Genomic DNA, 22,926 nt, shown 5'->3' on the forward strand with positions numbered 1-22,926 from the left:
CGCGCGGCGGCTGCGCACGGTCTCAGGCGTCGACTGTTTCGGCCAGCGGGAAGCGCAGATGGAAGCTGGTGCCTCGCCCTTCTTCCGACTCGAAGCCAATCGTGCCGCCCATGCCCTCGACCAGATCGCGGGTGATCGCCAGCCCCAGGCCGGTGCCGCCCTTGGCACGGGTATTGGTGGCGTCGGCCTGCGCGAACTTCTCGAAGATGCGCTCGCGAAAGGCCGCCGGTATGCCCGGTCCCTGATCGCGCACCTCGACCTGGGCCGCATCGCCGGGCAGCCGGAGCAACCGCACCTCGACCTCGCCCCCCGGAGGTGAGAACTTCGCTGCGTTGGACAGCAGATTCGCCAGCGCCTGCAGCAGGCGTTGGGCGTCCACGTTCACCGGCACGCTCAGCTCACCGCCTTCGGAGAGGCGGATATGGGCACCATGCTGCTCCGCATAGCCTTGGTTCTCGGCAATCGCCTGCCGCACGAGCAGCGCCAGGTCCTCGCGCTGAATGGAGAACTGCATCTTGCCGGCAGCGAGTTTCTCCATGTCGAGCAGGTCGTTGATCAGCGTGGTCAGGCGCAGGCTGTTGGCATGGGCCGCTTCGATCATCTCGCGGGCGCGTTGCGGCTTGCGCTCCAGCACGCCCTCGGCCAGCAGCCCCAGTGCACCGGCAATCACCGTCAGTGGCGTGCGCAGTTCGTGACTGACGGTGGAGACGAACTCGTTCTTCATGCGCTCGACGCGCTGGCGTTCGGTGATGTCCTCGATGATGCCCAGCAGGTACTGCGCCCGCCCCTGTGCATCGCGCAACGTCAGCTTCTGCGAATGGATGATACGCAGCTGCCCGGCAACCTCGACCTGCTCTTCGGCAATGTCGACCAATGCCGTGCTCTGCAGCGCCTCGCGGTCGCGAGCATCGAAGTAGTCGGCCTGTTCGGCAGGCAGCAGCTCGCGGTTCGAGCGCCCCAGCAGCTGGTTGCGATCCATGCCCAGCATGCGCTCGCCGGCGCGATTGACGAACACATAGCTCAGATCCGATGCCCGCTTCAGGAACACCATGTTCGGCACGTTCTCGACGATGCTGTCGAGCAGCTGGGTGGTCTCGCGCAGCCGCTCGGCGTCCGCCTTGCGCAGTGTGATGTCCTGCTCGATCGCCATGAAGCCCTGCACCGTGCCCGCTGCATCGCGCAAGGCGTTGCAGCTGATCTGTATCCAGTAAGGCTGACCGTCCTTGCTGTAGTTGAGCAGCTCGGCCTCGAAGGGCTGCTGCTGCGCCAGCGCCTCGCGCATGCGCAGGATCACCGCCTGATCGGTACCGGGCCCCTGCAGGACCTCACCCGGCCTGCGTCCCCTCACCTCGCCCAGCGTGTAGCCGGAAATGCGCGTGAAGCCCTCGTTGATCCATTCGATGCGGCCCTGAGCATCGGTGATCACCACGCCGTTGGTGGTCTGACTGGCCACGCGCGACAGCCGCGCCAGTTCCAGTTGATGGCGCCGGTACATCGCCTCGACCTTCTCCACCTCGAAGAGCTGGCCCAAGGTCACCAGCAGCGGATGCAGAAAGTCCAGCAGCTCGTTGTCATAGCCGCCACGGCGGTTGGCCAGGCCGATCATCGCCACCAGCTCGCCGGCATGCCGGATCGGCAGACCCAAAAAGGCCTTCAGCGGAGGGTGCCCCGCCGGCAGTCCGCCGCGGCGCGGATCACTGGCCGGATGGTTCGAGATCACCGGCTCGCCCGTCACCAGTGCCGCGCCGAACAGCGTGTCCAGGCGCGTGAAGGTCATGCCCTGTTCCAGGCCAGCCTCGTAGAGCCGTCGCGTCTGCTCGTCCCAGGCGATGTTGGTCAAGGAGCGAGTCTTCATGAAGGGCTGGCCGCCCGCGTCGCGACGCACCTCGGCAATGAAGCCGTATTCACTGTCGGTGAGCTCCAGCAGGTCGGCGAGCAGCACGTCGAAGGCCTGGCCGCGATCGGCTTCACGGATGAACTGGATCTGCACCCGCGCAATGATCGCGTTCAGGCGCTGCTCGTCCAGCAGCGCCTCCTCGCGCTCGACGGCCTGCAGCCGCAGCTGCACGTTGTCCTCCAGCTGGGCCTGCAGCCGTCGGCCGCTGACGATCAGATAGACGACGAAGAGCAGCCCCATCGTGGCAATGACCACTTGCAGGTTCCCGCCGTGCATCAGCAGCCGCGCACCGAAGGGCAGCAGCACCGGTAGGATGAAAGCCATCAGCGAGACGCGCTCGCTGGCCATCGAGCTGAAACCACCCACGCAGATGGCCGCCATCGTCATCGCGAGGAACATCTGGTGCACCGTGTCCTGCGACGGGAACAGCAGCACGCCGCCCAGCCCCCAGGCGAAGCCCGACGCAAAGGCGCCGATGCGGAAGCGCCGCAGCCAGCTCAGCGGTTGCGCCTGCCCGGGCTTGCCAGCAGCGGCGCGCTGCAGCCTGAGCATGCGCAAGCGCCAAACCTGCACCGTCAGCATCACCGTGAGCCAAACCAGGGTCGGCAGCAAGCCGATGACCTGGTGCATCGTGGCCGCCACAAGTGCCGCAAGCAGCAGGTTGATCGGCAGCACCGAGGGCAGGCTGCCATAGAGCAGCCGGCTGTGTTCGCCGGCAATCGCCTCCTTCATGGCCGGCGTTCCGGCCTGCTCGTCGCCAGCGCCGCGCAAGGTCATGCCTCGCCCACCTCGGCGTCACCATGCGCCTGGCAGCAACTCACTTCACGAGGGTCCTGGCCTTGGTTCATCCATAGCTCCTCGGCCCACGGCCGACGCCCCGATTCTGCCTGTCGGTAAGCCGTAGGCGCAGCTGGCCGTGCGGCCAGCGGAGGAACTATGTCTCGCGGCTTCAGTCGCCCGCCGCCGGAACGGCGTCAGCCAGCGCATGCGGCGCCGGCCGGCGCTCGCGGCCGACCAGATAGCTGTAGAGCACCGGCACGACGACCAGCGTCAGCAGCGTCGACGTGATCACGCCGCCAATGATGGCGCGGCCCATCGGCGCCTGGATCTCGCCGCCCTGGTTCAGCGCGATGGCCATAGGCAGCATGCCGAACACCATCGCCGCGGTGGTCATCATGATCGGGCGCATGCGGATCAGCCCGGCCTGCAGCAGCGCCTCGGGCACGCTGGCGCCGGCCTTGCGCGCCTGGTTGGCGAAGTCCACCAGCAGGATCGCGTTCTTGGTCACCAAGCCCATCAGCATCACCAGGCCGATCATCGAGAACACGTTCAGCGTCGAGCGCCACAGCAGCAGCGCCAGCATCACGCCGATCAGCGACAGCGGCAGCGAGGCCATGATCGCGATCGGCTGCAGGAAGCTGCCGAACTGGCTGGCCAGCACGATGTAGATGAAGATCACCGCCAGGCCCATCGCGCCGAGCAGGCCGGCAAAGGCCTCGGCCTGCTGCTTGCCGGCGCCGTCCACCATGAAGGACACGCCCGGCGGCAGCTGGGTGTTCTTGATCAGCTTCTGCACCTCGGCATTGACCTCGCCGGAGGTGCGACCCTGCACGCCAGCGAACACCGCCTCGCGACGCTGCAGATTCTGGCGGCGGATCACCTCGGGGTTGAACACCTGCTCGATGGTCGCCACCTGGTCCAGCGCGATCGGCGAGCCGTCCTTGGCGAAGGCCACCGGCAGCTTGGCCATCTGCTCGACGCGCTCGCGCTGCTCGCGCGGCAGGCGCAGCAGCACCTCGACCTGGTTGCCGTCGGGCGCGGTCCAGTAGGTCGCCACCTCGCCGTTGACATAGGCGCGCAGCGAGGACGCGATCTGCGGTGCCGACAGGCCCAGCTCACGAATCGCCGAATCCTTCAGCCGCACCGCATAGGCCGGCAGGCCCGGCTTGACCGTGGTGTCCACATCCACCGCACCAGGCACCTTCTTGATCTGCTCGACCAGGTCGCGCGCAGCCTGGGTCAGCGCGTCGGCATCGCTGCCCAGCAGCGTGATCCACACTGGCTTGTCGAAACCGACGCTCAATTCGATGCCAGGGATCTTCGCCAGGTCAGCGCGGATCGCATCCTCGATCTGCTTCTGGCTGCGCTGGCGCTCACTGCGATCGACCAGCGAGATGTTCATCACCGCCTGATTGCGGCCGGTGGCCATGCCTTCGCCGGTGCTGCCCACGACGGTGGAGACGGTCTTGATCTCCTTGTAGCGCGCGAGGATCTCCTCCACCTGGCGCACCTTGGCATCGCCGCGCTGCAGGCTGGTCGCCACCGGCATGCGCAGGCTCAGCTGCGTGAAACCCTGGTCGGTCTGCGGCACGAACTCGCTGCCCACCAGCGGCGCCAGCCCCAGCGCGACGACGAAGCTGCCCGCACCGACGGCCAGCACCAGGCCGCGCGGCGTGATCGTCGCCAGTTGCAGTCCACGTGGACCGGTCTTCAGCCGCCGGCCCTGCGCATCGAAGCCGCGGGCATACAGCGGGATGGGCGGCACGAAGACCCGGTAGCGGCGCGCCGAGAAGGCCCAGCGGATCAGCCGCTCGTAGGCGCCGTGCATCCAGTCCATCACGCGGTCGGTACCGCGCATCAGGTGGCCCAGCACCGGCAGCCGAGCCAGGCGCGTGCTGGGCGGATCCTTCCAGACGCTGGAGAGCATCGGGTCCAGCGTGAAGCTGACGAACAGGCTCACCAGCACGGCTACCGCGACGGTGATGCCGAAGGGATAGAAGAACTTGCCGATGATGCCGCCCATGAAAGCCACCGGCACGAACACCGCGCAGATCGCGAAGGTGGTGGCCATCACCGCCAGGCCGATCTCGTTGGTGCCGTCGAAGGCGGCGCGATGATGGTCCTTGCCCATGTGCACATGGCGCACGATGTTCTCGCGCACGACGATGGCGTCATCGATCAGCAGGCCTATGCACAGCGACAGCGCCATCATGGTCATGAAGTTCAGCGTGAAGCCGAAGGCATGTACGGCGATGAAGCTGGAGATCACCGCGATCGGCAGCGTCAGCCCGGTGATGATGGTCGAGCGCCAGCTGTGCAGGAACAGGAAGACGATGGCCACGGTCAGCAAGGCGCCCTCGATCAGCGTGTGGCGCAGCCCGTCCAGCGAACCCTTGACGAAGTCGCTGCTGGCGTAGATCAGGTTCAGCTCGACGTCCTTGGGCAAGGTCTTGCGCAACTCGTCCAGCGCCTCCTTCACCGCGTCGCCGGTCTTGACGATGTTGGCGTCCTGCTGCTTGAAGACATTGAAGGTCACTGCCGGCGCGCCGTTGATGCGCGCGATGTTGTCGGCCTCGCGCTCGCGCTCGACCAGCTGGCCGAGGTCGCCCAGCGTCAGCACCAGATCGCCGCGACGCGCGACGACCAGCTTGGCAAAGTCCTTGGGGTCCTTGACGCGCCCCTCGACGCGCAGGATGGCGTCGGAGCTGTGGTCGGACAGCAAGCCCACCGGCTGGTCGGCATTAGCCGCCGCCACGGCCTTGGCAATCTCCGCCGGCGTGATGCCATAAGCGCGCAGGCGCAGCGGGTCCAGGTCGATGCGCACCTCGCGCGCCACCAGGCCGCCCACATCCACCTTGGCCACGCCCTCGACACGGCCGAGACGTTTGGCGATGGTGTGCTCGCCCAACATCGACAGCTCGCGCGGCGGCCGCGTCTTGCTCATCAGCGCGGCGACGACCACCGGCTGCGCGTTGTCGGCCTGGAAGCGCGAGATGTTCGGCGCCTTGGCGTCCTTGGGCAGCGCTGCCTGGACCATCGCGATGCGGTCGCGCAGGTCCTGCATCGCGCGGCCCATGTCGGTGTTGAGCGTGAACTCAACGCTCATCTGCACGCGGCCTTCGAAGCTGCGCGACTGGATGCGATCGACGCCGGCGATGGTGTTGAGCGCCTCCTCCATGGGCTTGGCGATCTCGCGCTCCACCGCCTCGGGCGAGGCGCCGGGATAGCGCACATCAATGAAAGCGCCGGGCAGCGAGATGTCGGGCATCTGTTCGACACCCAGCTTGGCGTACGAGAACAGGCCCAGCACGCACAAGGCCACCATCACCATGGTCGCGAAGACCGGGTTCTGGATCGAGACACGGGTCATCCACATGTTGTCGCTCCCTGTTGTTCTTCTTCTCGTTCAGCGCTGTGCCGGCGTGCTTGCCGCCGCACTCGCGACCTGGGCACGCTCGGCCACGATGGTGGCCTTGGCGCCTTCGCGCAGATTGTCGAAACGCGCCGCCAGCACCTGGGCTTCGGGCGTCAGGCCCTTCAGCACCTCGACCCGGCCCTCGCGCTGGTCGCGGCGACCGGTGGTCACAGCCCGGCGCACCAGCGCGCCGTTCTCGATGATCCAGACCTGCTCCTGGCCCGCGCTGCCGATTACCGCCGCCAGCGGCAGCGCCATGCGCTCGGCCTCGTCGGGCAGCTCGACGCGGGCCACCGCATACTGGCCGGCACGGAACTCCTCCTTCGGGTTGTCCAGCTCCAGCGTCACGCCGATCGAGCGCGTGCCGGGCTCGGCCGCCGGCGCGATGCGCGCGATGCGCGCCTGCACCGCGCGGTCCACGCCTTCGATGCGCACCTGCACCGGCATGCCGGGCTTGAGACGGCTGACCTCATGCGTTCCGACCAGGCCAGCCAGTTCCAGCTTGGCGAGGTCGACGATGGACAGCAGCTGCTGCTCGGCAGCGAGCTTCTCGCCCGGCAGGGCATGGCGCTTGGCCACCACGCCGTTGATCGGTGCGATCAGCGCCGCCTGGCGCAGCGTCACCTGGCTGCTGTCGAACTGCGCCTGTGCGACGGCCAGCTGCGCACGCGCGGCCTCCAGCGCGGCGCGCGAGGTTTCCAGCGCGGTCGGCGCGATGAACTTCTGGTCGGCCAGCCCCTGGTTGGCCTTGTGCTGGCGCTCGGCCTGCTCGAGCTGCGCGCGCGCCGACGCGACGCTGGCATTGCGCTCGGCAACGCGGTGGCGCAGTTCCTCCAGATCGATCTGGCCCAGCACCTGGCCGGCGCGCACGCGGCTGCCCTCGGCCACCGCCAGGCTCAGCAGCGTGCCCGGCGCCTTGGCGCGCACGACCACGGTACCCGGCGCAACCAGCGGGCCGGAGAACTCGATTTGCTCCGGCATGCTGACACGCAGCGGCTTGAGCACCTCGCCGGCCACGAATTCCAGCACCGGCTCCTTGCCGCCCTTGTCGGTCGTCTTCGCAGCCTCGGTCCTGCCCGACAGCATTGCCACGGCGGCGCCAGCGCCCACCAGCAGCACCGCCACACCACCAAACAGCCATTGCTTGCGCATGTCCACTCCCCTGTTCTTGCCGACCTGATGTCGAAACGGGGCGCAGTGTAGGAGTGGCCCTGTGGCTTCAAGCCCCCCCTGCGACGAACTGCAGAAAGCTCGTGACAGCCTGCGCTGGCCACAGACCGGGCCGTTGCGCGCCAGCTCGGCGCCGACCGCTCAGGCCGCTGTGCGCAGGCCGTCGAACTGGCCGCTGCGCCGGCAGCACCAGGCACCGGCCAAGGCGGCCACGGCAGCGGCCCAGTAGACCGACGCATAGCCCCAGTGCTCGGCCAGCCAGGCGCCGCCCAGGGCACCCAGCACACCCGAACAGCCATAGCCGAGCACCGAATACAGCGCCTGGCCGCGGCCGCGCAGCCGGCCGGGGAAGTAGCGGGTCACCAGCGCGATGCAGGCGGTGTGTTGCGCCGCAAATGTTAGGGCATGGCTGCATTGCGCCAGCACCAGCAGCCAGACGTTGTCGCCGAAGGCAGCGGTCATGGCAAAGCGGCCGCTGCTGATCAAGGCGGCCACCGTCAGCCACTGGTGCAGGCTGCCGCGCTCCAGTGCCCGCCCCTGCAGCCAGAACCAGGCGATCTCCACCAGCACCGACACCGCCCACAGCATGCCCACCACCCGTTTGGCATGTCCCATGCTGTCCAGGTACAGGCTGAAGAAGGCATACAGCGCCGAATGCGCCAGCACGGTAAGGAACAGTCCCGCGAAGAACCAGCGCACCTCGGGCCGTGCCAGCACCTGCAGCACCGGCGGCGCCGGCTCGGCGTGTTCATGCGCGGCAGCGGGCAGCACCGGCAGCCGCCAGGCGGCCAGCACCAGCAGGACCAGCGCCCCCAGCATCAGCGGCACGAAGTGGCGCATGCCGAAGTGTTCGAACCACCAGCCGCCGACCAGCACGGCGGCAAGAAAGCCGATCGAACCCCAGACACGCACGCGGCCATAACGCCGCGCATCCATGCCGCCGCCGCTCTGCGCCAGCTGGGCGGCCACCACCGTCTCGGTGAGCGGCACGATGGCAGCGTTGAAGCTGAACATCAGGAAGGCCACGCCGGCAAGCAACGCGAAACTGGGCGGCAGCAGGAATCCGCAGCCGCTGATCAGGCAGGCCAGCGCACCCAGGCGGATCAGCTCGACGCGCCGTCCGCTGCGATCGGCCATCAGCCCCCAGGCATATGGCGCAAACAGCCGCGTCCAGCTCGGAATCGAGGCCAGCACGCCCAAGGCAAACACCGAAAGGCCCAGCTCCTTGTACCAGAGCGGCGCATAGGGGCTGATCAGTCCGATGGAGACGAAATAGGCGCAGGACAGCACCGCGCTGGCCGCCAGCGTGCGCTCGGCGGCTGGCGCGGCGCTCGCGGCATTCATCGACGAGAGGCCGCGCTCAAGGACGCGCCGCAGGGATAGGCGGCACCGGCAGCTGCACGTCGCCGCACTGCGCGCGCTGGCGCAGCGCATGGTCCATCAGCACCAGCGCCAGCAGCGCCTCGGCGATCGGCGTGGCGCGGATACCGACGCAGGGGTCGTGGCGGCCGAAGGTCTCCACCGTGGTCGGCTGCAGCTGGCGGTCCACCGAGGCCTTAGGGCTGCGGATCGAACTGGTCGGCTTGATCGCGATGCTGGCAACGATGTCCTGGCCGCTGGAGATGCCACCGAGCACACCGCCGGCATGGTTGCTGGCAAAGCCCTCGGGCGTCAGCTCGTCGCCGTGGTAGCTGCCGCGCTGCGCGACCACGCCGAAGCCGTCGCCGATCTCGACGCCCTTGACCGCGTTGATGCCCATCAGCGCATAGGCGATGTCGGCATCCAGCCGGTCATAGAGCGGCTCGCCCAGGCCGGCGGGCACGCCGCTGGCCTGCACCATCAGCCGTGCACCGACCGAGTCGCCGTCGCGGCGCAGCTGGTCCATATAGGCTTCCAACTCGGCGATCTTGCTGGCGTTGGCGGCGAAGAAGGGATTGTTCGGCACATGTTCCCAACCCTCGAACGGGATCTCGAGTTCGCCGAGCTGGGTCATGCAGCCGCGGAACTCGGTGCCGTAGGCGGCCTTCAGCCACTTGCGCGCCACCGCGCCGGCGGCCACCGTCGGCGCGGTCAGCCGTGCCGAGCTGCGCCCGCCGCCGCGCGGATCGCGGATGCCGTACTTGCGCCAGTAAGCGTAGTCGGCATGGCCGGGGCGGAAGGTGTCGAGGATGTTGCCGTAGTCCTTGCTGCGCTGGTCGGTGTTGCGGATCAGCAGGCAGATCGGCGTGCCGGTGGTCTTGCCCTCATAGACGCCGGAGAGGATCTCCACCGCATCGGGCTCGTTGCGCTGCGTCACATGGCGGCTGGTGCCGGGGCGGCGACGGTCCAGCTCGGGCTGGATGTCGGCTTCGGAGAGTTCCATCCCCGGCGGGCAGCCGTCGATCACGCAGCCGATCGCCGGGCCATGGCTCTCGCCGAAATTGGTGACGCGGAACAGATCGCCGAAAGTGCTGCCTGACATGGGGAAACCGGGGTGAACGAGGCCGCCATTCTACGAGGCCACCAATGCAAAGGCGGCCCGCAGGCCGCCCTTGTGCGAGAGCCCCGCCGTCTTAGAGCTTGGACTCGGGCTCCTTCTCGCCCTCCTCGACCGGCCAGTCGCGGATATAGGCCTTGAGCATGCGGTTCTCGAAGTCCTGCGCATCGACCACGGCCTTGGCCACGTCGTAGAAGGAGATCACGCCGTTGAGCGTGCGGCCGCCCATCACCGGCATGTAGCGCGCGTGGCGGCCCAGCATCATGCGGCGCACCTCGTCCATATCGGTCTCGGGCGTGCAGGTCAGCGGATGGTCGTCCATCACCGTGCGCACCAGCAGCGAGCCGACGGCACCGCCGTTCTTCACCACCGCGGCGATGACCTCGCGGAAGGTCAGCATGCCGACAAGGTCGCCATGCTCCATCACCACCAGCGAGCCGATGTCGTACTCGGCCATGGTCTTGATGGCCTCGGCCAGCGGCTGATCGGGATGGACGGTGTAGAGGGTGCCGCCCTTGACGCGCAGGATGTCGATAACTTTCATGTGATGCTCCTAGCCCTTGCTTGCTCCGGACAAGGCGTAAAAATGGACTGTGGGCAACATAGCACACAATCGCGCGACGAGATATCACGGAGACACCATGGCAGGACTTGCCGACCCCGGCTTCGACACCTTGGCGCTGCACGCCGGCGCCGCCCCCGACCCCTCGACTGGCGCGCGGATCACGCCGCTGCACCTGAGCACGTCCTTCGTGTTCGAGAGCTCCGAGCACGCCGCCTCGCTCTTCAATATGGAGCGCTCAGGCCATGTCTATTCGCGCCTGTCCAACCCGACCACCGCGGTCTTCGAGGAACGGATGGCCGCACTGGAAGGCGGTGTCGGCGCGATCGCCACCGCCAGCGGCCAGGCCGCGCTGCACCTGGCCATCGCCACCATCGCCGGGGCCGGCTCGCACATCGTTGCGTCCAGCGCGCTCTATGGCGGTTCGCACAATCTGCTGCACTACACGCTGGCGCGCTTCGGCATCAGCACCACCTTCGTCAAGCCCGGCGACCTGGACGCCTGGCGCGCCGCGATCCGCCCCGAGACCAAGCTGCTCTTCGGCGAAACCGTCGGCAACCCGGCGATGGACGTGCTGGACATCCCGTCCATCGCGCAGATCGGCCATGAGGCCGGCGTGCCGCTGCTGGTGGACTCGACCTTGACCACGCCCTGGCTGATCCAGCCGCTGGCGCATGGCGCGGACCTGGTCTATCACTCGGCCACCAAGTTCCTCTGCGGCCACGGCACCGTGGTCGGCGGCGTGCTGGTCGATGGCGGCAGCTTCGACTGGGATGCCTCGTACCGACGCAGCGCTGAAGCGCTGCGCGCGGCGGGCTTTGACGCCGCAAGCGGCGCCAAGCCCGCGCTGCCCCGCTTCGCCGAGCTGTGCGCACCGTACGCCGGCTTCCATGACATGGTGTTCACCGAGGAAAGCACCGTCGGCGCCTTCCTGCTGCGCGCCCGCCGCGAAGGCCTGCGCGACTTCGGCGCCTGCATGAGCCCGCACACCGCTTGGCTGATGCTGCAGGGCATCGAAACGCTGTCGCTGCGCATGCAGCGCCATGTGGCCAATGCGCAGAAGGTGGCCGAGTTCCTCGAGAGCCAGGACTTCGTCTCGCGCGTCGGCTACCCCGGGCTGGCCAGCCATCCCAGCCATGCGCTGGCGCAGCAGCTGATGCCGCGCGGCTGCGGCGCGGTGTTCAGCTTCGACCTGAAGGGCACGCGCGAGCAGGGCCGCCGCTTCATCGAGGCGCTGCAGATCTTCTCGCACCTGGCCAATGTGGGCGATGTGCGCTCGTTGGTGATCCACCCCGCCTCGACCACGCACAGCCGCATGGACGACGCCGCGCTCGCCCAGGCCGGCATCGGCGCCGGCACCATCCGCCTGTCCATCGGCCTGGAAGACGCCGATGACCTGATCGCCGATCTGAAGCGCGCGCTGAAGATCGCTGCCAAGTAAGCCGGGGCCGAAAAACACCATGGAACTGCAAGTGAACGGCCGCACGGCCTATGCCTACACCGGCGGCAAGAGCTTCGACCCCGCCCTGCCCTGCGTCGTCTTCGTGCACGGCGCGCTCAACGATCACAGCGTCTGGACCCTGCTGGCGCGCTGGTTCGCCCACCATGGCCACGGCGTGCTGGCGGTGGACCTGCCCGGCCACGGCCGCAGCGCCGGCACGCCGCTGCCCGACGTGGCCGCGGCGGCCGACTGGGTGCTGCAGCTGCTCGACGCCGCGGGTGTGAAGCAGGCGGCGCTGGTCGGCCACAGCATGGGCTCGCTGATCGCGCTGGAAGCCGCTTCGCGTGCACCGCAGCGCGCCCGCGCGCTGGTGATGGTTGGCACCGCCTATCCGATGAAGGTCTCGGACGCGCTGCTGTCCACCGCCCGCGAGACGCCGCTGAAGGCCATCGACATGGTCAACGCTTTCTCGCATTCGGGCATTGCCGCCAAGCCCTCCTATCCGGGGCCGGGCGCCTGGCTGCACGGCGGCGGCCGCGCGCTGATGCGCCGCATCCAGGCGGGCCAGACCGAGACCAATCTGTTCGCGCACGACTTCAAGGTCTGCGACGCCTATGCCGGCGGCATGGACGCGGCCGCACGGGTGACTTGCCCGGCGCACCTGATCCTCGGCGACCGCGACCAGATGACCTCACCGAAACAGACCAAGGACATCGCCGCCGCGCTGAAGGCCCAGGTGCATCTGGTGCCGGCCGGCCATGCGCTGATGGCCGAGGCGCCGGACCCGGTGCTGCGCGCGATGCGCGCGGCGCTGGCGGCCTGAACGCCAGGCCGTCGCTTACCAGCGGCAGCCCTTGCCGCGCAGCGTATCCGCCGCCACCGCGATGCCGCCCACCAGGCCGGCGTCGCGGTGCGCGTCGCGGCAATCGGTGCGGGCCGCGGCATCGATGCTCTCGCCGACCTTGGACTTGCGCTCCGGCGGCACCGGCAGCACTTCGAGCAGGCCGCGCGAGGTGCGCACCGAGACTTCGCCGGCGCGCGGCAGGGACAGATTGAGCCGCGGCACCGCGCTGGCCGACGCCGATGGCGGCGTGGCCACATCGTGCCCGGTGCGCGCGCCGGCGTCGGGCGCCGCGGGCAGCGGCGGAGGCGCCGGCACCAAAGGCATTGCCGCAGCGCTGTCGGCGGTGAAAGCGCGCGGCGGAATCGTCTGCGGCGCGGCAGCCGCGGCCGTGCTGCGCTCCAGGCCGGCATTCGCCGGCGCCGCCAGCGTGCGCGGCGGGACGGTCGGTGCCACCGGCAGTGGCTCGATCACCGGCGCATCAGCGGCCTGCATCCTGCTCATCGCCGCGGCAGGCGGATTGCGCTCCAGCGTGACGGGCGCCGGCAAGGCCTCGCGTGTGCGCACCGCTGCGGGCTCGGGCAGGCTTAGGGCCGGGGCCGGAGCCAGGCTGGGCATGGCCTGTTCGACGACCGGCGCGATGTCCGCCGGTTTGGCGCTGGGCAGGCGCAGCCGCGGCGCGGCTTTCAGCTCGGGCATGGCCAGTTGGGGTGCTGCTGGCGCAGCCGCTTCGGCAATGCGTGCAGGCCCAGCCTGCAGCGCGCTCGTCTCGAGGCGGCGCGGCACGGTCGGCGCCACCGGCAGTGGCGCCAGGACCGGGCCGGGATCGGCGGCCGCGTGGCGTCGCAGCGGCTCGATCGCCGCCGGCCCCATCGGTAGGGGCAATGCGCTCGGCGCCGGCAGCGTGGCCAGCGCCGCAGCGGGGGGCGGCGATGCTTCAGGCGAGGTCTGGGCCAAGGTCTCGGGCACCGGTGCTGTCGGTGGAGCCGGCGGGGCTTCGGCCTCGGGCTGCCGCCCCCGACCGTCGGCGCCTGTCTCGGCTGGCGGCTTCGGCGCCTCGTTGCTGGACCAGCGACCCTGCCGTGCCGCACCGGGATCGGGCAGCCGCGCCGCGGCATCGTCAGGCGCGCGTACCGCACCGCCGTAACGCCGGTTCTTGTCCTCGCCCACCGGCCCGGCTTCGGGTGCGGGCGGCACCGGCGGGCCGCTGCGGGCCTGCGGCTCGTCCAGCGCCAGGCGCACGCTCAATCGGCCCCACACACCTTCACCGGGCTGCGCCTGGCCACCGGGCGCATTGCCCAGCAGCAGGACCAGCAGCAGATGCAACAGCGCCGCCAGCAGCAGCGACTCGGCCAGCTGCTTGCGGCGCTCGTCGAGGCGGCCGGACCAGCGCCAGTTCACGGGGGGCAGCAGGTAGGTGGACACGGGTGCGCAGGCAGATACGCAGCGCAGTGTGCCAGAGCCCTGGCCGGGCATTCACCGATGACAGGCCAGCCCAGACATCATGCAATGCAGCCCACGTCAACGAGGAGACCCGCCACCATGGAACAGGCCACGCCCGCCGCCGACACAGCCCGCGTCAAGGCGATCAACAGCTTCGCCGAGTTCTACCCCTTCTATCTGGGCGAGCACAGCAATCTGATGTGCCGGCGCCTGCACTTCCTGGGCTCCACCCTGTCCCTGATCTGCCTGGCCCTGCTGGTGCGCACCGGCGACTGGGCCTGGCTGCTCTACGGCCTGCTGGCCGGCTACGGCTGCGCCTGGATCGGCCACTTCGGCTTCGAGAAGAACAAGCCCGCCTCGTTCAAACGCCCGCTGTACAGCTTCATGGGCGACTGGGTGATGTATCGCGACATCTGGCTGGGCCGCGTGAAGATCTGACAGCCGGCTCAGGCGGCGCGCGCCAGCGTGCCACGCAGCTGCGTGAGCATCTCCTCCACCATTTCGGCCAGGCCGTAGCGCGCCTGCCAGCCCCAGTCGCGCTGCGCTGTGCTGTCGTCGATGCGCTGCGGCCAGCTCGCCGCAATCCCCTGGCGGAAGTCTGGCGCGTAGTCGATCGCGAAGCCGGGGATGTGCTTGCGGATCTCGGCGGCGATCTCGGCCGGCGTGAAACTGATGCCGGCCAGGTTGTAGGAGTCGCGCTGCGTGATCGCGTCGGCCGGCGCCTCCATCAGCTCCAGCGTGGCGCGCAGCGCGTCGTCCATGTACATCATCGGCAGGGCCTGGCCCGCTTCGAGGAAGCAGCGGTAGCGGCCTTCCTTCAGCGCCGCATGGAAGATCTCCACCGCGTAGTCGGTGGTGCCGCCGCCGGGCGGCGTCTTCCAGCTGATCAGCCCGGGGTAGCGCAGGCTGCGCACGTCCACCCCATGGTTGGCGTGGTACCAGCGGCACCAGCCCTCGCCGGCCAGCTTGGAGATGCCATAGACCGTGGTCGGGTCCATCACCGTGTGCTGCGGCGTATCCAGCGCCGGCGTATGCGGGCCGAAGGCGGCGATCGAGCTGGGCCAGAACACGCGCTCGAGCTTGGCGGTGCGCGCCAGCTCCAGCACATTGAGCAGGCCCTTCATGTTCAGGTCCCAGGCCCACATCGGATGCTTCTCGCCGGTGGCCGACAGCGCAGCGGCGAGGTGGTAGATCTGCGTGATGCCGTGGCGCTTGACCACGGCGGCCAGCGCCGCGGCATCGGTGATGTCCAGCATCTCGTGGCGCAGCTGGGCGTGCCGCCCCTGCGGCGCGACGTCGCTGCTGATCACCGCATCATTGCCGTGACGCTGCGCCAGCGCCAGCGCGAGCTCGCTGCCGATCTGGCCGTTGGCGCCGACGATGAGGATCTTCGGGGTGCTGCCACTGCTCATCTCAGGCTCCGATCAGGCCCAGCTCACGCCCGGCCTGAGTGAAGGCCGCGACTGCGCGCTCCAGATGCTCGCGCTCGTGCACCGCCGACACCTGCACGCGGATGCGCGCCTGGCCCTTGGGCACCACCGGGAAGAAGAAGCCCACCGCGTAGACGCCCAGCTCCAGCAGCCGGGCGCTGAGCTGCTGCGCCTTCACCGCGTCGTAGACCATGATGGGCACGATCGGGTGCGTGCCCGGCTTGATCTCGAAGCCGGCGGCCTGGATGGCGGTGCGGAAGTACTGCGTGTTGGCCTCGAGCTTGTCGCGCAGCGCAGTCGAGCCCTCCAGCAGGTCCAGCACCGCGATCGACGCGCCGACGATGGCCGGCGCCACCGTGTTGGAGAACAAATAGGGCCGCGAGCGCTGGCGCAGCAGCTCGATCACTTCTTTGCGGCCGCTGGTGAAGCCGCCCGAGGCGCCGCCCAGCGCCTTGCCCAGTGTGCCGGTGATGATGTCGATCTTGCCGAACACGCTGCGGTACTCGTGCGTGCCGCGGCCGGTGCTGCCGAGGAAGCCGCTGGCATGGCACTCGTCGATGCCCAACAGCGCGCCATGCCGGTCGCAGAGCGTGCGCATGACGTCGAGCTGCGCGATCGTGCCGTCCATCGAGAACACGCCGTCGCTGAAGACCAGCTTGAAGCGCGCGCCATCGGCCTCGGCCTCGCGCAGGCAGCGCTCCAGGTCGGCCATGTCGTTGTGCTTGTAGCGGTAGCGCTTGGCCTTGCACAGGCGGATGCCGTCGATGATGGACGCGTGGTTCAGCTCGTCGCTGATCACCGCGTCCTGCTCGCCCAGCAGCGGCTCGAACAGACCGCCGTTGGCGTCGAAAGCCGCGGCGTAGAGGATGGTGTCCTCGGTCCCCAGGAAGCGCGCCAGGCGCTGCTCCAGCGTCTTGTGCAGGTCCTGCGTGCCGCAGATGAAGCGCACCGACGACAGGCCGTAGCCATGCGTGTCCAGCGCATGATGCGCTGCGGCCAGCACGGCGGGATGGGCGGACAGGCCCAGGTAGTTATTCGCGCAGAGGTTGATCACCTCGCGGCCGTCGCTGGTGTGCACGACGGCCCCCTGCGGGCCGGTGATGATGCGCTCGCTCTTGTAGAGGCCCGCGTCGCGGATGGACTGCAGCTCCTGGCGCAGGTGGGCGTAGAAATCGTCGGCCGTGCTCATCCTGGGATCTCCTGGTGCACAATTCAGTAAACAGAACACAGTTCGCTATATCGAACTCGTGTGCAGTATCCAGAATTCAACCGGAGCGGTCAAGCCATGGCCAAGAACACCCCAGCCGCCAGCACGGATTCGCTGGAGCCGCCGCGCGTCGGCGCCACGCTGCAGCAGCTGCGCCAGAGCCAGGGCCTGTCGCTGGACGAGCTGTCGCGTCGCGCCGGCGTGTCCAAGTCCATGCTGTCGCAGATCGAGCGCAACCAGGCCAACCCGACGGTGGCGGTGGTCTGGCGGCTGGCCAATGCGCTGCGCGTCGAGCTGGCAGAGCTGCTCGACGGCGCGCGTCCGGTGGCGCCGGCGATCGAGAAGGTCGCGGCGCACGCGACGCCGGGCCTGGCCAGCCCGGACGGCCTGTGCCAGCTGCGCATCCTCGGCCCCATCGAGATGGCCGGTCAGTTCGAGTGGTACGAATTGACCGTCAAGCCGGGCGGCGCGCTGGAATCGGCGCCGCACGAGCCAGGCTCGCGCGAGCATCTGAGCGTGTTGGCCGGCAGCCTGCATGTGGAGGCAGGCGGGCGCGAGGAAGAGATCCATGCCGGCGAGACTGCGCGCTACGCGGTGGATGGGCCGCATGCGATCCGCAACCGAGGCAAGAAGGCGGCGACGGCGATGCTGGTGGTGATTCACGCCTAGCGAAAGCGCTAGCTTCCTGCCGACTCGCCGCGCCGCTATATTGGCCAGAGGCGAGCCCGTCGGGACCGCCTTGGCCCATGCGACACATGCCAAGCGAGACCGAAGCAGCAGCGCCTGCCCCCGCTCAGCGGCCCGAGGCCGCCCGCTACCTGACTGCACTGCGCGCCAGTGCGGCCTGCGCAAGCATGGTGGCCCTGCTGACGGCGTTCTGGCGCCCGGCCGCCCCCTTGCTATCGGCTGCCATGGCCGGTCTGGCGTGCGGCTGCCTGCTTGGCGCCTACCTCTTGCACCGCGCGACGCAGGCCCAGCAGACTGAGGCTGCCCCGCCTGCCCCGCGCTCCGGCAAGGACGCCCACCCCGCTGAACCGGCCCCTGCCGCCTCGCAGCCAAGCGCAGCGCCGCCGGACATCAGTCGCATCGAAGCGATGCAGGAAGCCTTGCTGCAGAGCGAACAGAACTTCGAGCTGCTCTTCGACAGCGCGCCGATCCCCATGTCCTACTCGCCGCTGGGCAGCGACGGCCTGCCCGAGGGCAGCTACTGGAACCGCAGCTGGTACGAAGTCTTCGGCTTCGATCGCCTGCAGGTCCACGGCCAGCGCAGCCCCAGCTTCGGTTTCTGGCCCGACGAGGCACAGCGCCGCGACTTCGTGCTCAGCCTGTCGCGCGATGACGCGGTGAAGACGGTCGAAGCCAGCCTGCGCCGTGTGGACGGCAGCGAATGCCTCGCCATCGTCTCCGGCCGCGCCATCGAACGCTCCGGTCGCCGCGTGCTGCTGACCAGCTACCTGGACATGACAGAGCGGCGCCGGCTCGAGGCCGAGCGTCTGGCTGCCGAGCAGCAGTTGCTGGAAATGGTCGCCATGGTGCGCAGTGCCAACGACACCATGCTGATGATCGAAGACGGTCGCCTGGTCGAATGCAACCCCGCCGCCGAGCGCATGTTCGGACTGAGCCGCGAAGCCTTGCTGGGCAAGAGTCCGGCCGAGCTGTCGCCGCCGACACAAGAGGACGGCAGCAGCTCGACGGAGCGGGCGTTGCGGCTTCTCGCCGACACGCTGGCGGGCCAGCCGCAGCGCTTCCGCTGGCGACATCTGCGCGCTGATGGCAGCAGCTTCATCGCCGAGGTCGCCCTCAGTCCGGTCCCAGCTGTAGAGGTACAAGAGGGGCAGCCAACCCGCCAGCGCTGCGTCGCCGTGCTGCGCGATATCACCGAGGCCTTGCAGGCTGCCCAGGCGGTGCAGGACAGCGAACAGCGCTTCCGGCAGCTGTTTGAGCTGGCGCCAGTGGCGCTGGTGCTGGTCGGTCTGGATGGCCGTGGGATCGCGTTCAACCGCGCCTGGTCGCAGCTGCTCGGTTACAGCCCTGGAGAGCTGCCGCATATCGAGGACTGGTGGCGCATGGCCTACTCGGACCCGGCCGAGCGGGACAAGGCGATGAAGGTGTGGAGCGAGGACATCGAGCGCATTTCGCGCGAAGGCGGCGAGCTCACACCCACCGAGTTCACGGTGCGCTGCAAGAATGGCGAGACGCGCCAGCTGCTGGTCGGCGGTGCGCTGATCGGCGGCAATCTGATGACGGCCTGTCACGACGTCACCGAGCAGCGCGCGGCCCAGGGCCAGTTGCAGGCGCTCAACCTCAGTCTGGAAAGCCGGGTCGCCGAGCGCACCCAGGAGCTCAGCGACGCCTTGCGCACGCTGCGTGACACGCAGACAGAGCTGGTGCGCGCAGAAAAGCTCGCCGGACTCGGCTCACTGGTGGCCGGCGTCGCCCACGAGCTCAACACGCCGATCGGCAACGCCGTGATGATGGCCAGCACGATGCGCGACCGCCTCCTGCAGTTCAATGGCCTGGTGCGCAGCGGGCTGCGTCGTTCGGACCTGCAAAGCTACCTTGACGACCAGGCTGAAGCCACCGACGTGCTGGCGCGCAATCTCCATCGAGCCGCCGAACTGCTGCACAGCTTCAAGCAGGTGGCCGTCGATCAATCGAGCTACCAACGCCGCAGCTTCGAGCTGGGCGAGATCCTGCACGAGCTGCGTCTCACCTTGACGCCGACGCTGCGCCGCAGCCAGGTCGAGCTGACCGAGGTGGCCGAACCCGGGCTGCGCATGGACAGCTATCCGGGGCCCTTGATCCAGGTGCTGATCAACCTGGTCAACAATGCGGTCGCGCATGCCTTCGAAGGGTGCAGCGAGCGCCATGTGACGATACGCGCCTCCGCCCTGCCGCAGCAGCGCGTGCGCATCGAGGTCCGCGACGACGGCTGCGGCATCGCGCCCGAGCACATGGCCCGCGTCTTCGATCCCTTCTTCACCACCAAGCTGGGCCGTGGCGGTTCGGGCCTGGGCCTGCACATCGTCTACTCGCTGGTCACCGAGTTGCTCGGCGGCACGGTGCGGCTGGACAGCACACCAGGCCTGGGCACCCAGGTCTGCATCGAGCTGCCCATCGACGCGCCCCAGCCAAGGAACAGCCCCATCAGGGACTGACGGGCGCGACGCTCGCTAGCCGATCAGCTCAGCCAGCGAGACGCGCTCCCAATCGCTGCGCCCCCACAGGCCCTGCAGGCTCGCCGTGCGCGGCGCCAGCAGCGCATCGAGCAGCGGCGCCGCCGGCGTCTGCTCGGGCGCGCGCATCAGCACCAGGCGCTGCGCGCCCTCTTCTTCCAGCCGGCCGACCAGATCCAGGCGCAGCAATTCGTCGATCACCGGCTCCAGCTGCAGCGGATCGATGCGAAGGCGCTGCGCCAGCGTCAGCGCCGGCATGCCGCAGTCGCCGCGGAGGTGGCCACGCCACAGTTCGCGCAGCACCTCCAGCGCCAGCTCCAGCGTCAAGCCCGGTGCCGGCGGCCGATAGGGCAGACGGCTGGCCAGTGCCGGCGCATTGGCCGCCAGCAGCGCACCCAGCAACACGATGGCCCAGCCCAGGTACAGCCAGATCAGGAAGATCGGCAGCGCCGCGAATGCGCCGTACATCGTCGAATAGGTCGGCACCAGCTTCAGGTACCAGGCCAGCAGCGACTTGGCGATGTTGAAGCCCACAGCCACGAACAGACCGCCCAGCAAGGCATGCCGCCAGCGCACATGGGTGTTCGGCACGTAGCGGAACAGACCCGCCACCGCCAGCGTCAGCATGCCGAGCTCCAGGGCGGTCAACAGGCTGCTCAGCCCACCCGGCATGGTCCTGATCCAGCCCTGGCCCGCCGACAGCGCCAGGCTCGTCAGGGCCAGACTGGCACCCAGCAGCAGCGGCCCCAGCGTGAGCGCCGCCCAATAGACCAGCACGCGCTGCGCGAGGGGTCGGGGGCGCTGCACATGCCAGATCTGGTTCAGCGTGCGATCGACGGTCAGCATCACCGCCAGCGCCGTGGCAACGAGGGCGATCAGGCCCGCGAGGCCGAGACGGTTGGCCTTGGCGGCGAACTGCGTCAGCGCCCCCAGCACCGGCTTGGCGATGCTGTCCGGAATCAGGCTCTGCAGGAAGTACTTCTGCAGCGCAGCCTGGAAGGACGAGAACATCGGAAAGGCGGTGAACAGCGCCAGCATCACCGTCAACAGCGGCACCAGCGAGATCAGCGTGGTGAAGGTCAGGCTGCCGGCGGTCAGGCCCAGGCGCTCCTCGCGGAAGCGCTGACGCAGCAGGTGCACGCTCTGCAGCCAGGGCCAGCGCAGCAGAGCGCCGATGATTTCAACGCCGATCCAGCGGCGCATGCGGGTCAGGGACGGTGACATGGCTGGCTATGATGCCAGCCATGTCTGCCTCCCCTGTCGAGATTTCCCCTCCCGCCTCGTCGCGCACCCAACCCAGCGCCCGAGAGATCGCCTCACGCCAGCTCGCATTCGGAGCGCTGCTGGCGCTGGTTCTGCTGTGCCTGGCCTGGGAGCTGTGGCTGGCGCCCACCGGCCGCGGCACGCTGGCGATCAAGGCGCTGCCGCTGGCGCTGGCCCTGCCCGGCCTGTGGCGCTACCGGCTCTACACCTTTCGCTGGCTCAGCCTGCTGGTCTGGCTCTACATCACTGAGGGCGCACTGCGCATCGTCGGCGCCGACCCCTTGAACACTGCGCTGGCCGGACTGGAAATCGTGCTGGGCACGGTGGTCTTCGGCGCCTGTGCCTGGCATATCCGGCTGCGCCTCGCTGCCGCCAAGGCCGCCCGGGCCGGGCAGCCCGGCGAGGAGGCGCAGCGATGAACAGCGCACCACTGCTGGATGAACTGCGCACGGCGCTGGGCGCCAGCCATGTGCTGTGCGACGGCGACCTGTCCGCCTATGAACTCGACTGGCGCCGCCGCTACCGCGGCAAGGCCCTGGCCGTGCTGCGCCCGGGCAGCACGGCCGAGGTCGCGCAGGTGCTGCGCATCGCCGCCCGGCATAGCGTCAGCGTGGTGCCGCAAGGCGGCAATACCGGCCTCGTCGGCGGTGGCGTGCCGGATGCCTCCGGCACGCAGCTGCTGCTCAGCCTGCAGCGTCTGCAAAAGGTGCGCGAGATCGACGCCGCCAACCTGACGATGACGGTGGAAGCGGGCTGTGTGCTGCAGGCGGTGCAGGAAGCCGCTGCTGCACAGGGCCTGCTGTTTCCGCTCAGCCTGGCGGCAGAAGGCAGCGCCACCATAGGCGGCAACCTGGCCACCAACGCCGGCGGCACTGCGGTGCTGCGCTACGGCAATGCGCGCGAGCTCTGCCTGGGCCTGGAGGTGGTGACCGCCGACGGCGAGGTGCTGGACGGTCTGAGCGGCCTGCGCAAGGACAACACCGGCTACGACCTGCGCAACCTCTTCATCGGCAGCGAAGGCACGCTGGGCGTGATCACCGCCGCCACGCTGAAGCTCTACCCACAGCCTGCCGCGCGCATGACCGCGCTGGCCGCCTGCGACAGCATGGAGGCCGCCGTGCAGCTGCTGGGTCTGGCGCAGACCCGCGCCGGGTCCGGCCTGACCGGATTCGAGGTGATGAACCGCTTCTCGCTGGACCTGGTGCGCAAGCATTTCGCCCAGCTGCGCCAGCCGCTGCCGCCCTGCCCCTGGACGGTGCTGCTGGAGGTCTCGGACACCGAAAGCGAGGCCCATGCCCGCGCGCTGTTCGAAGGCCTGCTGGAGACCGCGCTGGAACAGGGCCTGATTGCCGATGCGGCCGTCGCCGAGACGCTGGAGCAATCGCACGCGATGTGGCACTTGCGCGAGTCCATCCCGCTGGCCCAGGCCGAGGAAGGCCTGAACATCAAGCACGACATCGCGCTGCCGATCTCGCGCATTGCCGGCTTCGTCGCCGCGACCGACGCCGCGCTGGCCGCCGCCTACCCCGGCATACGCATGGTCGACTTCGGCCACCTGGGCGATGGCAATCTGCACTACAACGTGCAGGCGCCGGAAGGCCAGGATGCTGCGGCCTTCCTGCGCGAGCACGAGGGCGCGATCAACCGCATCGTGTTCGACGCGGTGGTCGCCAACGGTGGCTCGATCTCGGCCGAGCATGGCGTGGGCCAACTCAAGCGCGAGGAGCTGGCCGAGCGCAAGAGCCCGGTGGCGCTAGGTCTGATGCGCGCGATCAAGCGCGCGCTGGACCCGCACAACCGGCTCAATCCCGGCCGCCTGATCTAA

The 22,926-nt window shown here is 69.0% G+C and carries 17 protein-coding genes; 7 read left to right on the top strand and 10 right to left on the bottom strand.

Annotated elements, in window-relative coordinates:
- Nucleotides 1–22 precede the first annotated feature (22 nt).
- The 6 genes from AC2EBS_RS04905 to AC2EBS_RS04930 form a co-directional block, all read right to left on the bottom strand.
- The gene (locus AC2EBS_RS04905) at nt 23–2,674 is read right to left on the bottom strand and encodes a PAS domain-containing protein (protein ID WP_484727242.1); all 2,652 of its coding nucleotides are present in this window, start codon (nt 2,672–2,674) and stop codon (nt 23–25) included.
- A 172-nt stretch (nt 2,675–2,846) separates the two neighbouring features.
- Nucleotides 2,847–6,053 (bottom strand): efflux RND transporter permease subunit, encoded by a 3,207-nt coding sequence (locus AC2EBS_RS04910; RefSeq protein ID WP_484727243.1) that lies wholly within the window; start codon nt 6,051–6,053, stop codon nt 2,847–2,849.
- Nucleotides 6,054–6,083: 30 nt separating this feature from the next.
- A complete protein-coding gene (locus tag AC2EBS_RS04915) occupies nt 6,084–7,244 on the bottom strand; it encodes an efflux RND transporter periplasmic adaptor subunit (protein ID WP_484727244.1) in 1,161 nt (386 codons plus the stop codon).
- A gap of 159 nt (nt 7,245–7,403) precedes the next feature.
- Complete coding sequence (locus AC2EBS_RS04920) at nt 7,404–8,606, bottom strand: MFS transporter (protein ID WP_484727245.1); 1,203 nt, start codon at nt 8,604–8,606, stop codon at nt 7,404–7,406.
- Between the two features lie 16 nt (nt 8,607–8,622).
- Entirely contained in the window at nt 8,623–9,723 is a 1,101-nt protein-coding gene (gene aroC / locus AC2EBS_RS04925; RefSeq protein WP_484727246.1) for a chorismate synthase, read from the bottom strand.
- 91 nt (nt 9,724–9,814) lie between these two features.
- Nucleotides 9,815–10,282: a CBS domain-containing protein gene (locus AC2EBS_RS04930; protein WP_484727247.1), complete on the bottom strand. Its 468-nt coding sequence runs from the start codon at nt 10,280–10,282 to the stop codon at nt 9,815–9,817.
- A gap of 97 nt (nt 10,283–10,379) precedes the next feature.
- On the opposite strand from AC2EBS_RS04930, the gene AC2EBS_RS04935 reads away from it, so the two are divergent.
- Both AC2EBS_RS04935 and AC2EBS_RS04940 read left to right on the top strand, forming a co-directional pair.
- The gene (locus AC2EBS_RS04935; protein WP_484727248.1) at nt 10,380–11,741 is read left to right on the top strand and encodes an O-acetylhomoserine aminocarboxypropyltransferase; all 1,362 of its coding nucleotides are present in this window, start codon (nt 10,380–10,382) and stop codon (nt 11,739–11,741) included.
- A 19-nt stretch (nt 11,742–11,760) separates the two neighbouring features.
- Nucleotides 11,761–12,564 carry an alpha/beta fold hydrolase gene (locus tag AC2EBS_RS04940; protein WP_484727249.1) on the top strand — a complete coding sequence of 268 codons (804 nt, stop codon included), beginning with the start codon at nt 11,761–11,763 and terminating at the stop codon, nt 12,562–12,564.
- A gap of 15 nt (nt 12,565–12,579) precedes the next feature.
- Here AC2EBS_RS04940 and AC2EBS_RS04945 read toward each other — a convergent pair whose 3' ends face one another.
- Complete coding sequence (locus AC2EBS_RS04945) at nt 12,580–14,007, bottom strand: hypothetical protein (protein ID WP_484727250.1); 1,428 nt, start codon at nt 14,005–14,007, stop codon at nt 12,580–12,582.
- A 117-nt stretch (nt 14,008–14,124) separates the two neighbouring features.
- Here AC2EBS_RS04945 and AC2EBS_RS04950 point away from each other — a divergent pair, with 117 nt between their 5' ends.
- Nucleotides 14,125–14,463, top strand: a complete 339-nt coding sequence (locus AC2EBS_RS04950) for an Mpo1-like protein (protein WP_484727251.1) — start codon at nt 14,125–14,127, stop codon at nt 14,461–14,463.
- 8 nt (nt 14,464–14,471) lie between these two features.
- Here AC2EBS_RS04950 and AC2EBS_RS04955 read toward each other — a convergent pair whose 3' ends face one another.
- Together AC2EBS_RS04955 and kbl are read right to left on the bottom strand one after the other, a co-directional pair.
- A complete protein-coding gene (locus tag AC2EBS_RS04955; protein WP_484727252.1) occupies nt 14,472–15,437 on the bottom strand; it encodes an NAD-dependent epimerase/dehydratase family protein in 966 nt (321 codons plus the stop codon).
- Nucleotide 15,438: 1 nt separating this feature from the next.
- Nucleotides 15,439–16,644 (bottom strand): glycine C-acetyltransferase, encoded by a 1,206-nt coding sequence (kbl, locus tag AC2EBS_RS04960; RefSeq protein ID WP_484727253.1) that lies wholly within the window; start codon nt 16,642–16,644, stop codon nt 15,439–15,441.
- Nucleotides 16,645–16,740: 96 nt separating this feature from the next.
- Between kbl and AC2EBS_RS04965 the strand changes: the two genes are divergently transcribed.
- A complete protein-coding gene (locus tag AC2EBS_RS04965; RefSeq protein WP_484727254.1) occupies nt 16,741–17,331 on the top strand; it encodes a helix-turn-helix domain-containing protein in 591 nt (196 codons plus the stop codon).
- 425 nt (nt 17,332–17,756) lie between these two features.
- Nucleotides 17,757–19,820 (top strand): PAS domain-containing sensor histidine kinase, encoded by a 2,064-nt coding sequence (locus AC2EBS_RS04970; protein ID WP_484727255.1) that lies wholly within the window; start codon nt 17,757–17,759, stop codon nt 19,818–19,820.
- 15 nt (nt 19,821–19,835) lie between these two features.
- Here AC2EBS_RS04970 and AC2EBS_RS04975 read toward each other — a convergent pair whose 3' ends face one another.
- Nucleotides 19,836–21,041 carry a YihY family inner membrane protein gene (locus tag AC2EBS_RS04975; RefSeq protein WP_484727256.1) on the bottom strand — a complete coding sequence of 402 codons (1,206 nt, stop codon included), beginning with the start codon at nt 21,039–21,041 and terminating at the stop codon, nt 19,836–19,838.
- A gap of 41 nt (nt 21,042–21,082) precedes the next feature.
- Between AC2EBS_RS04975 and AC2EBS_RS04980 the strand changes: the two genes are divergently transcribed.
- Together AC2EBS_RS04980 and AC2EBS_RS04985 are read left to right on the top strand one after the other, a co-directional pair.
- Nucleotides 21,083–21,520, top strand: coding sequence for a DUF2069 domain-containing protein (locus AC2EBS_RS04980; protein WP_484727257.1), 438 nt, complete (start codon nt 21,083–21,085; stop codon nt 21,518–21,520).
- Nucleotides 21,517–22,926, top strand: a complete 1,410-nt coding sequence (locus AC2EBS_RS04985) for an FAD-binding oxidoreductase (RefSeq protein WP_484727258.1) — start codon at nt 21,517–21,519, stop codon at nt 22,924–22,926. The genes AC2EBS_RS04980 and AC2EBS_RS04985 overlap by 4 nt, the downstream gene beginning before the upstream one ends.

The organism is Roseateles sp. T103 (assembly GCF_057219915.1).

Bases quoted from the DNA above. Each gene is read 5' to 3' on its own strand.
- AC2EBS_RS04905 (WP_484727242.1), bottom strand. From the start codon at position 2,674: ATGACCTTGCGCGGCGCTGGCGACGAGCAGGCCGGAACGCCGGCCATG.
- AC2EBS_RS04910 (WP_484727243.1), bottom strand. From the start codon at position 6,053: ATGTGGATGACCCGTGTCTCGATCCAGAACCCGGTCTTCGCGACCATG.
- AC2EBS_RS04915 (WP_484727244.1), bottom strand. From the start codon at position 7,244: ATGCGCAAGCAATGGCTGTTTGGTGGTGTGGCGGTGCTGCTGGTGGGC.
- AC2EBS_RS04920 (WP_484727245.1), bottom strand. From the start codon at position 8,606: ATGAATGCCGCGAGCGCCGCGCCAGCCGCCGAGCGCACGCTGGCGGCC.
- aroC (WP_484727246.1), bottom strand. From the start codon at position 9,723: ATGTCAGGCAGCACTTTCGGCGATCTGTTCCGCGTCACCAATTTCGGC.
- AC2EBS_RS04930 (WP_484727247.1), bottom strand. From the start codon at position 10,282: ATGAAAGTTATCGACATCCTGCGCGTCAAGGGCGGCACCCTCTACACC.
- AC2EBS_RS04935 (WP_484727248.1), top strand. From the start codon at position 10,380: ATGGCAGGACTTGCCGACCCCGGCTTCGACACCTTGGCGCTGCACGCC.
- AC2EBS_RS04940 (WP_484727249.1), top strand. From the start codon at position 11,761: ATGGAACTGCAAGTGAACGGCCGCACGGCCTATGCCTACACCGGCGGC.
- AC2EBS_RS04950 (WP_484727251.1), top strand. From the start codon at position 14,125: ATGGAACAGGCCACGCCCGCCGCCGACACAGCCCGCGTCAAGGCGATC.
- AC2EBS_RS04955 (WP_484727252.1), bottom strand. From the start codon at position 15,437: ATGAGCAGTGGCAGCACCCCGAAGATCCTCATCGTCGGCGCCAACGGC.
- kbl (WP_484727253.1), bottom strand. From the start codon at position 16,644: ATGAGCACGGCCGACGATTTCTACGCCCACCTGCGCCAGGAGCTGCAG.
- AC2EBS_RS04965 (WP_484727254.1), top strand. From the start codon at position 16,741: ATGGCCAAGAACACCCCAGCCGCCAGCACGGATTCGCTGGAGCCGCCG.
- AC2EBS_RS04970 (WP_484727255.1), top strand. From the start codon at position 17,757: ATGCAGGAAGCCTTGCTGCAGAGCGAACAGAACTTCGAGCTGCTCTTC.
- AC2EBS_RS04975 (WP_484727256.1), bottom strand. From the start codon at position 21,041: ATGCGCCGCTGGATCGGCGTTGAAATCATCGGCGCTCTGCTGCGCTGG.
- AC2EBS_RS04980 (WP_484727257.1), top strand. From the start codon at position 21,083: ATGTCTGCCTCCCCTGTCGAGATTTCCCCTCCCGCCTCGTCGCGCACC.
- AC2EBS_RS04985 (WP_484727258.1), top strand. From the start codon at position 21,517: ATGAACAGCGCACCACTGCTGGATGAACTGCGCACGGCGCTGGGCGCC.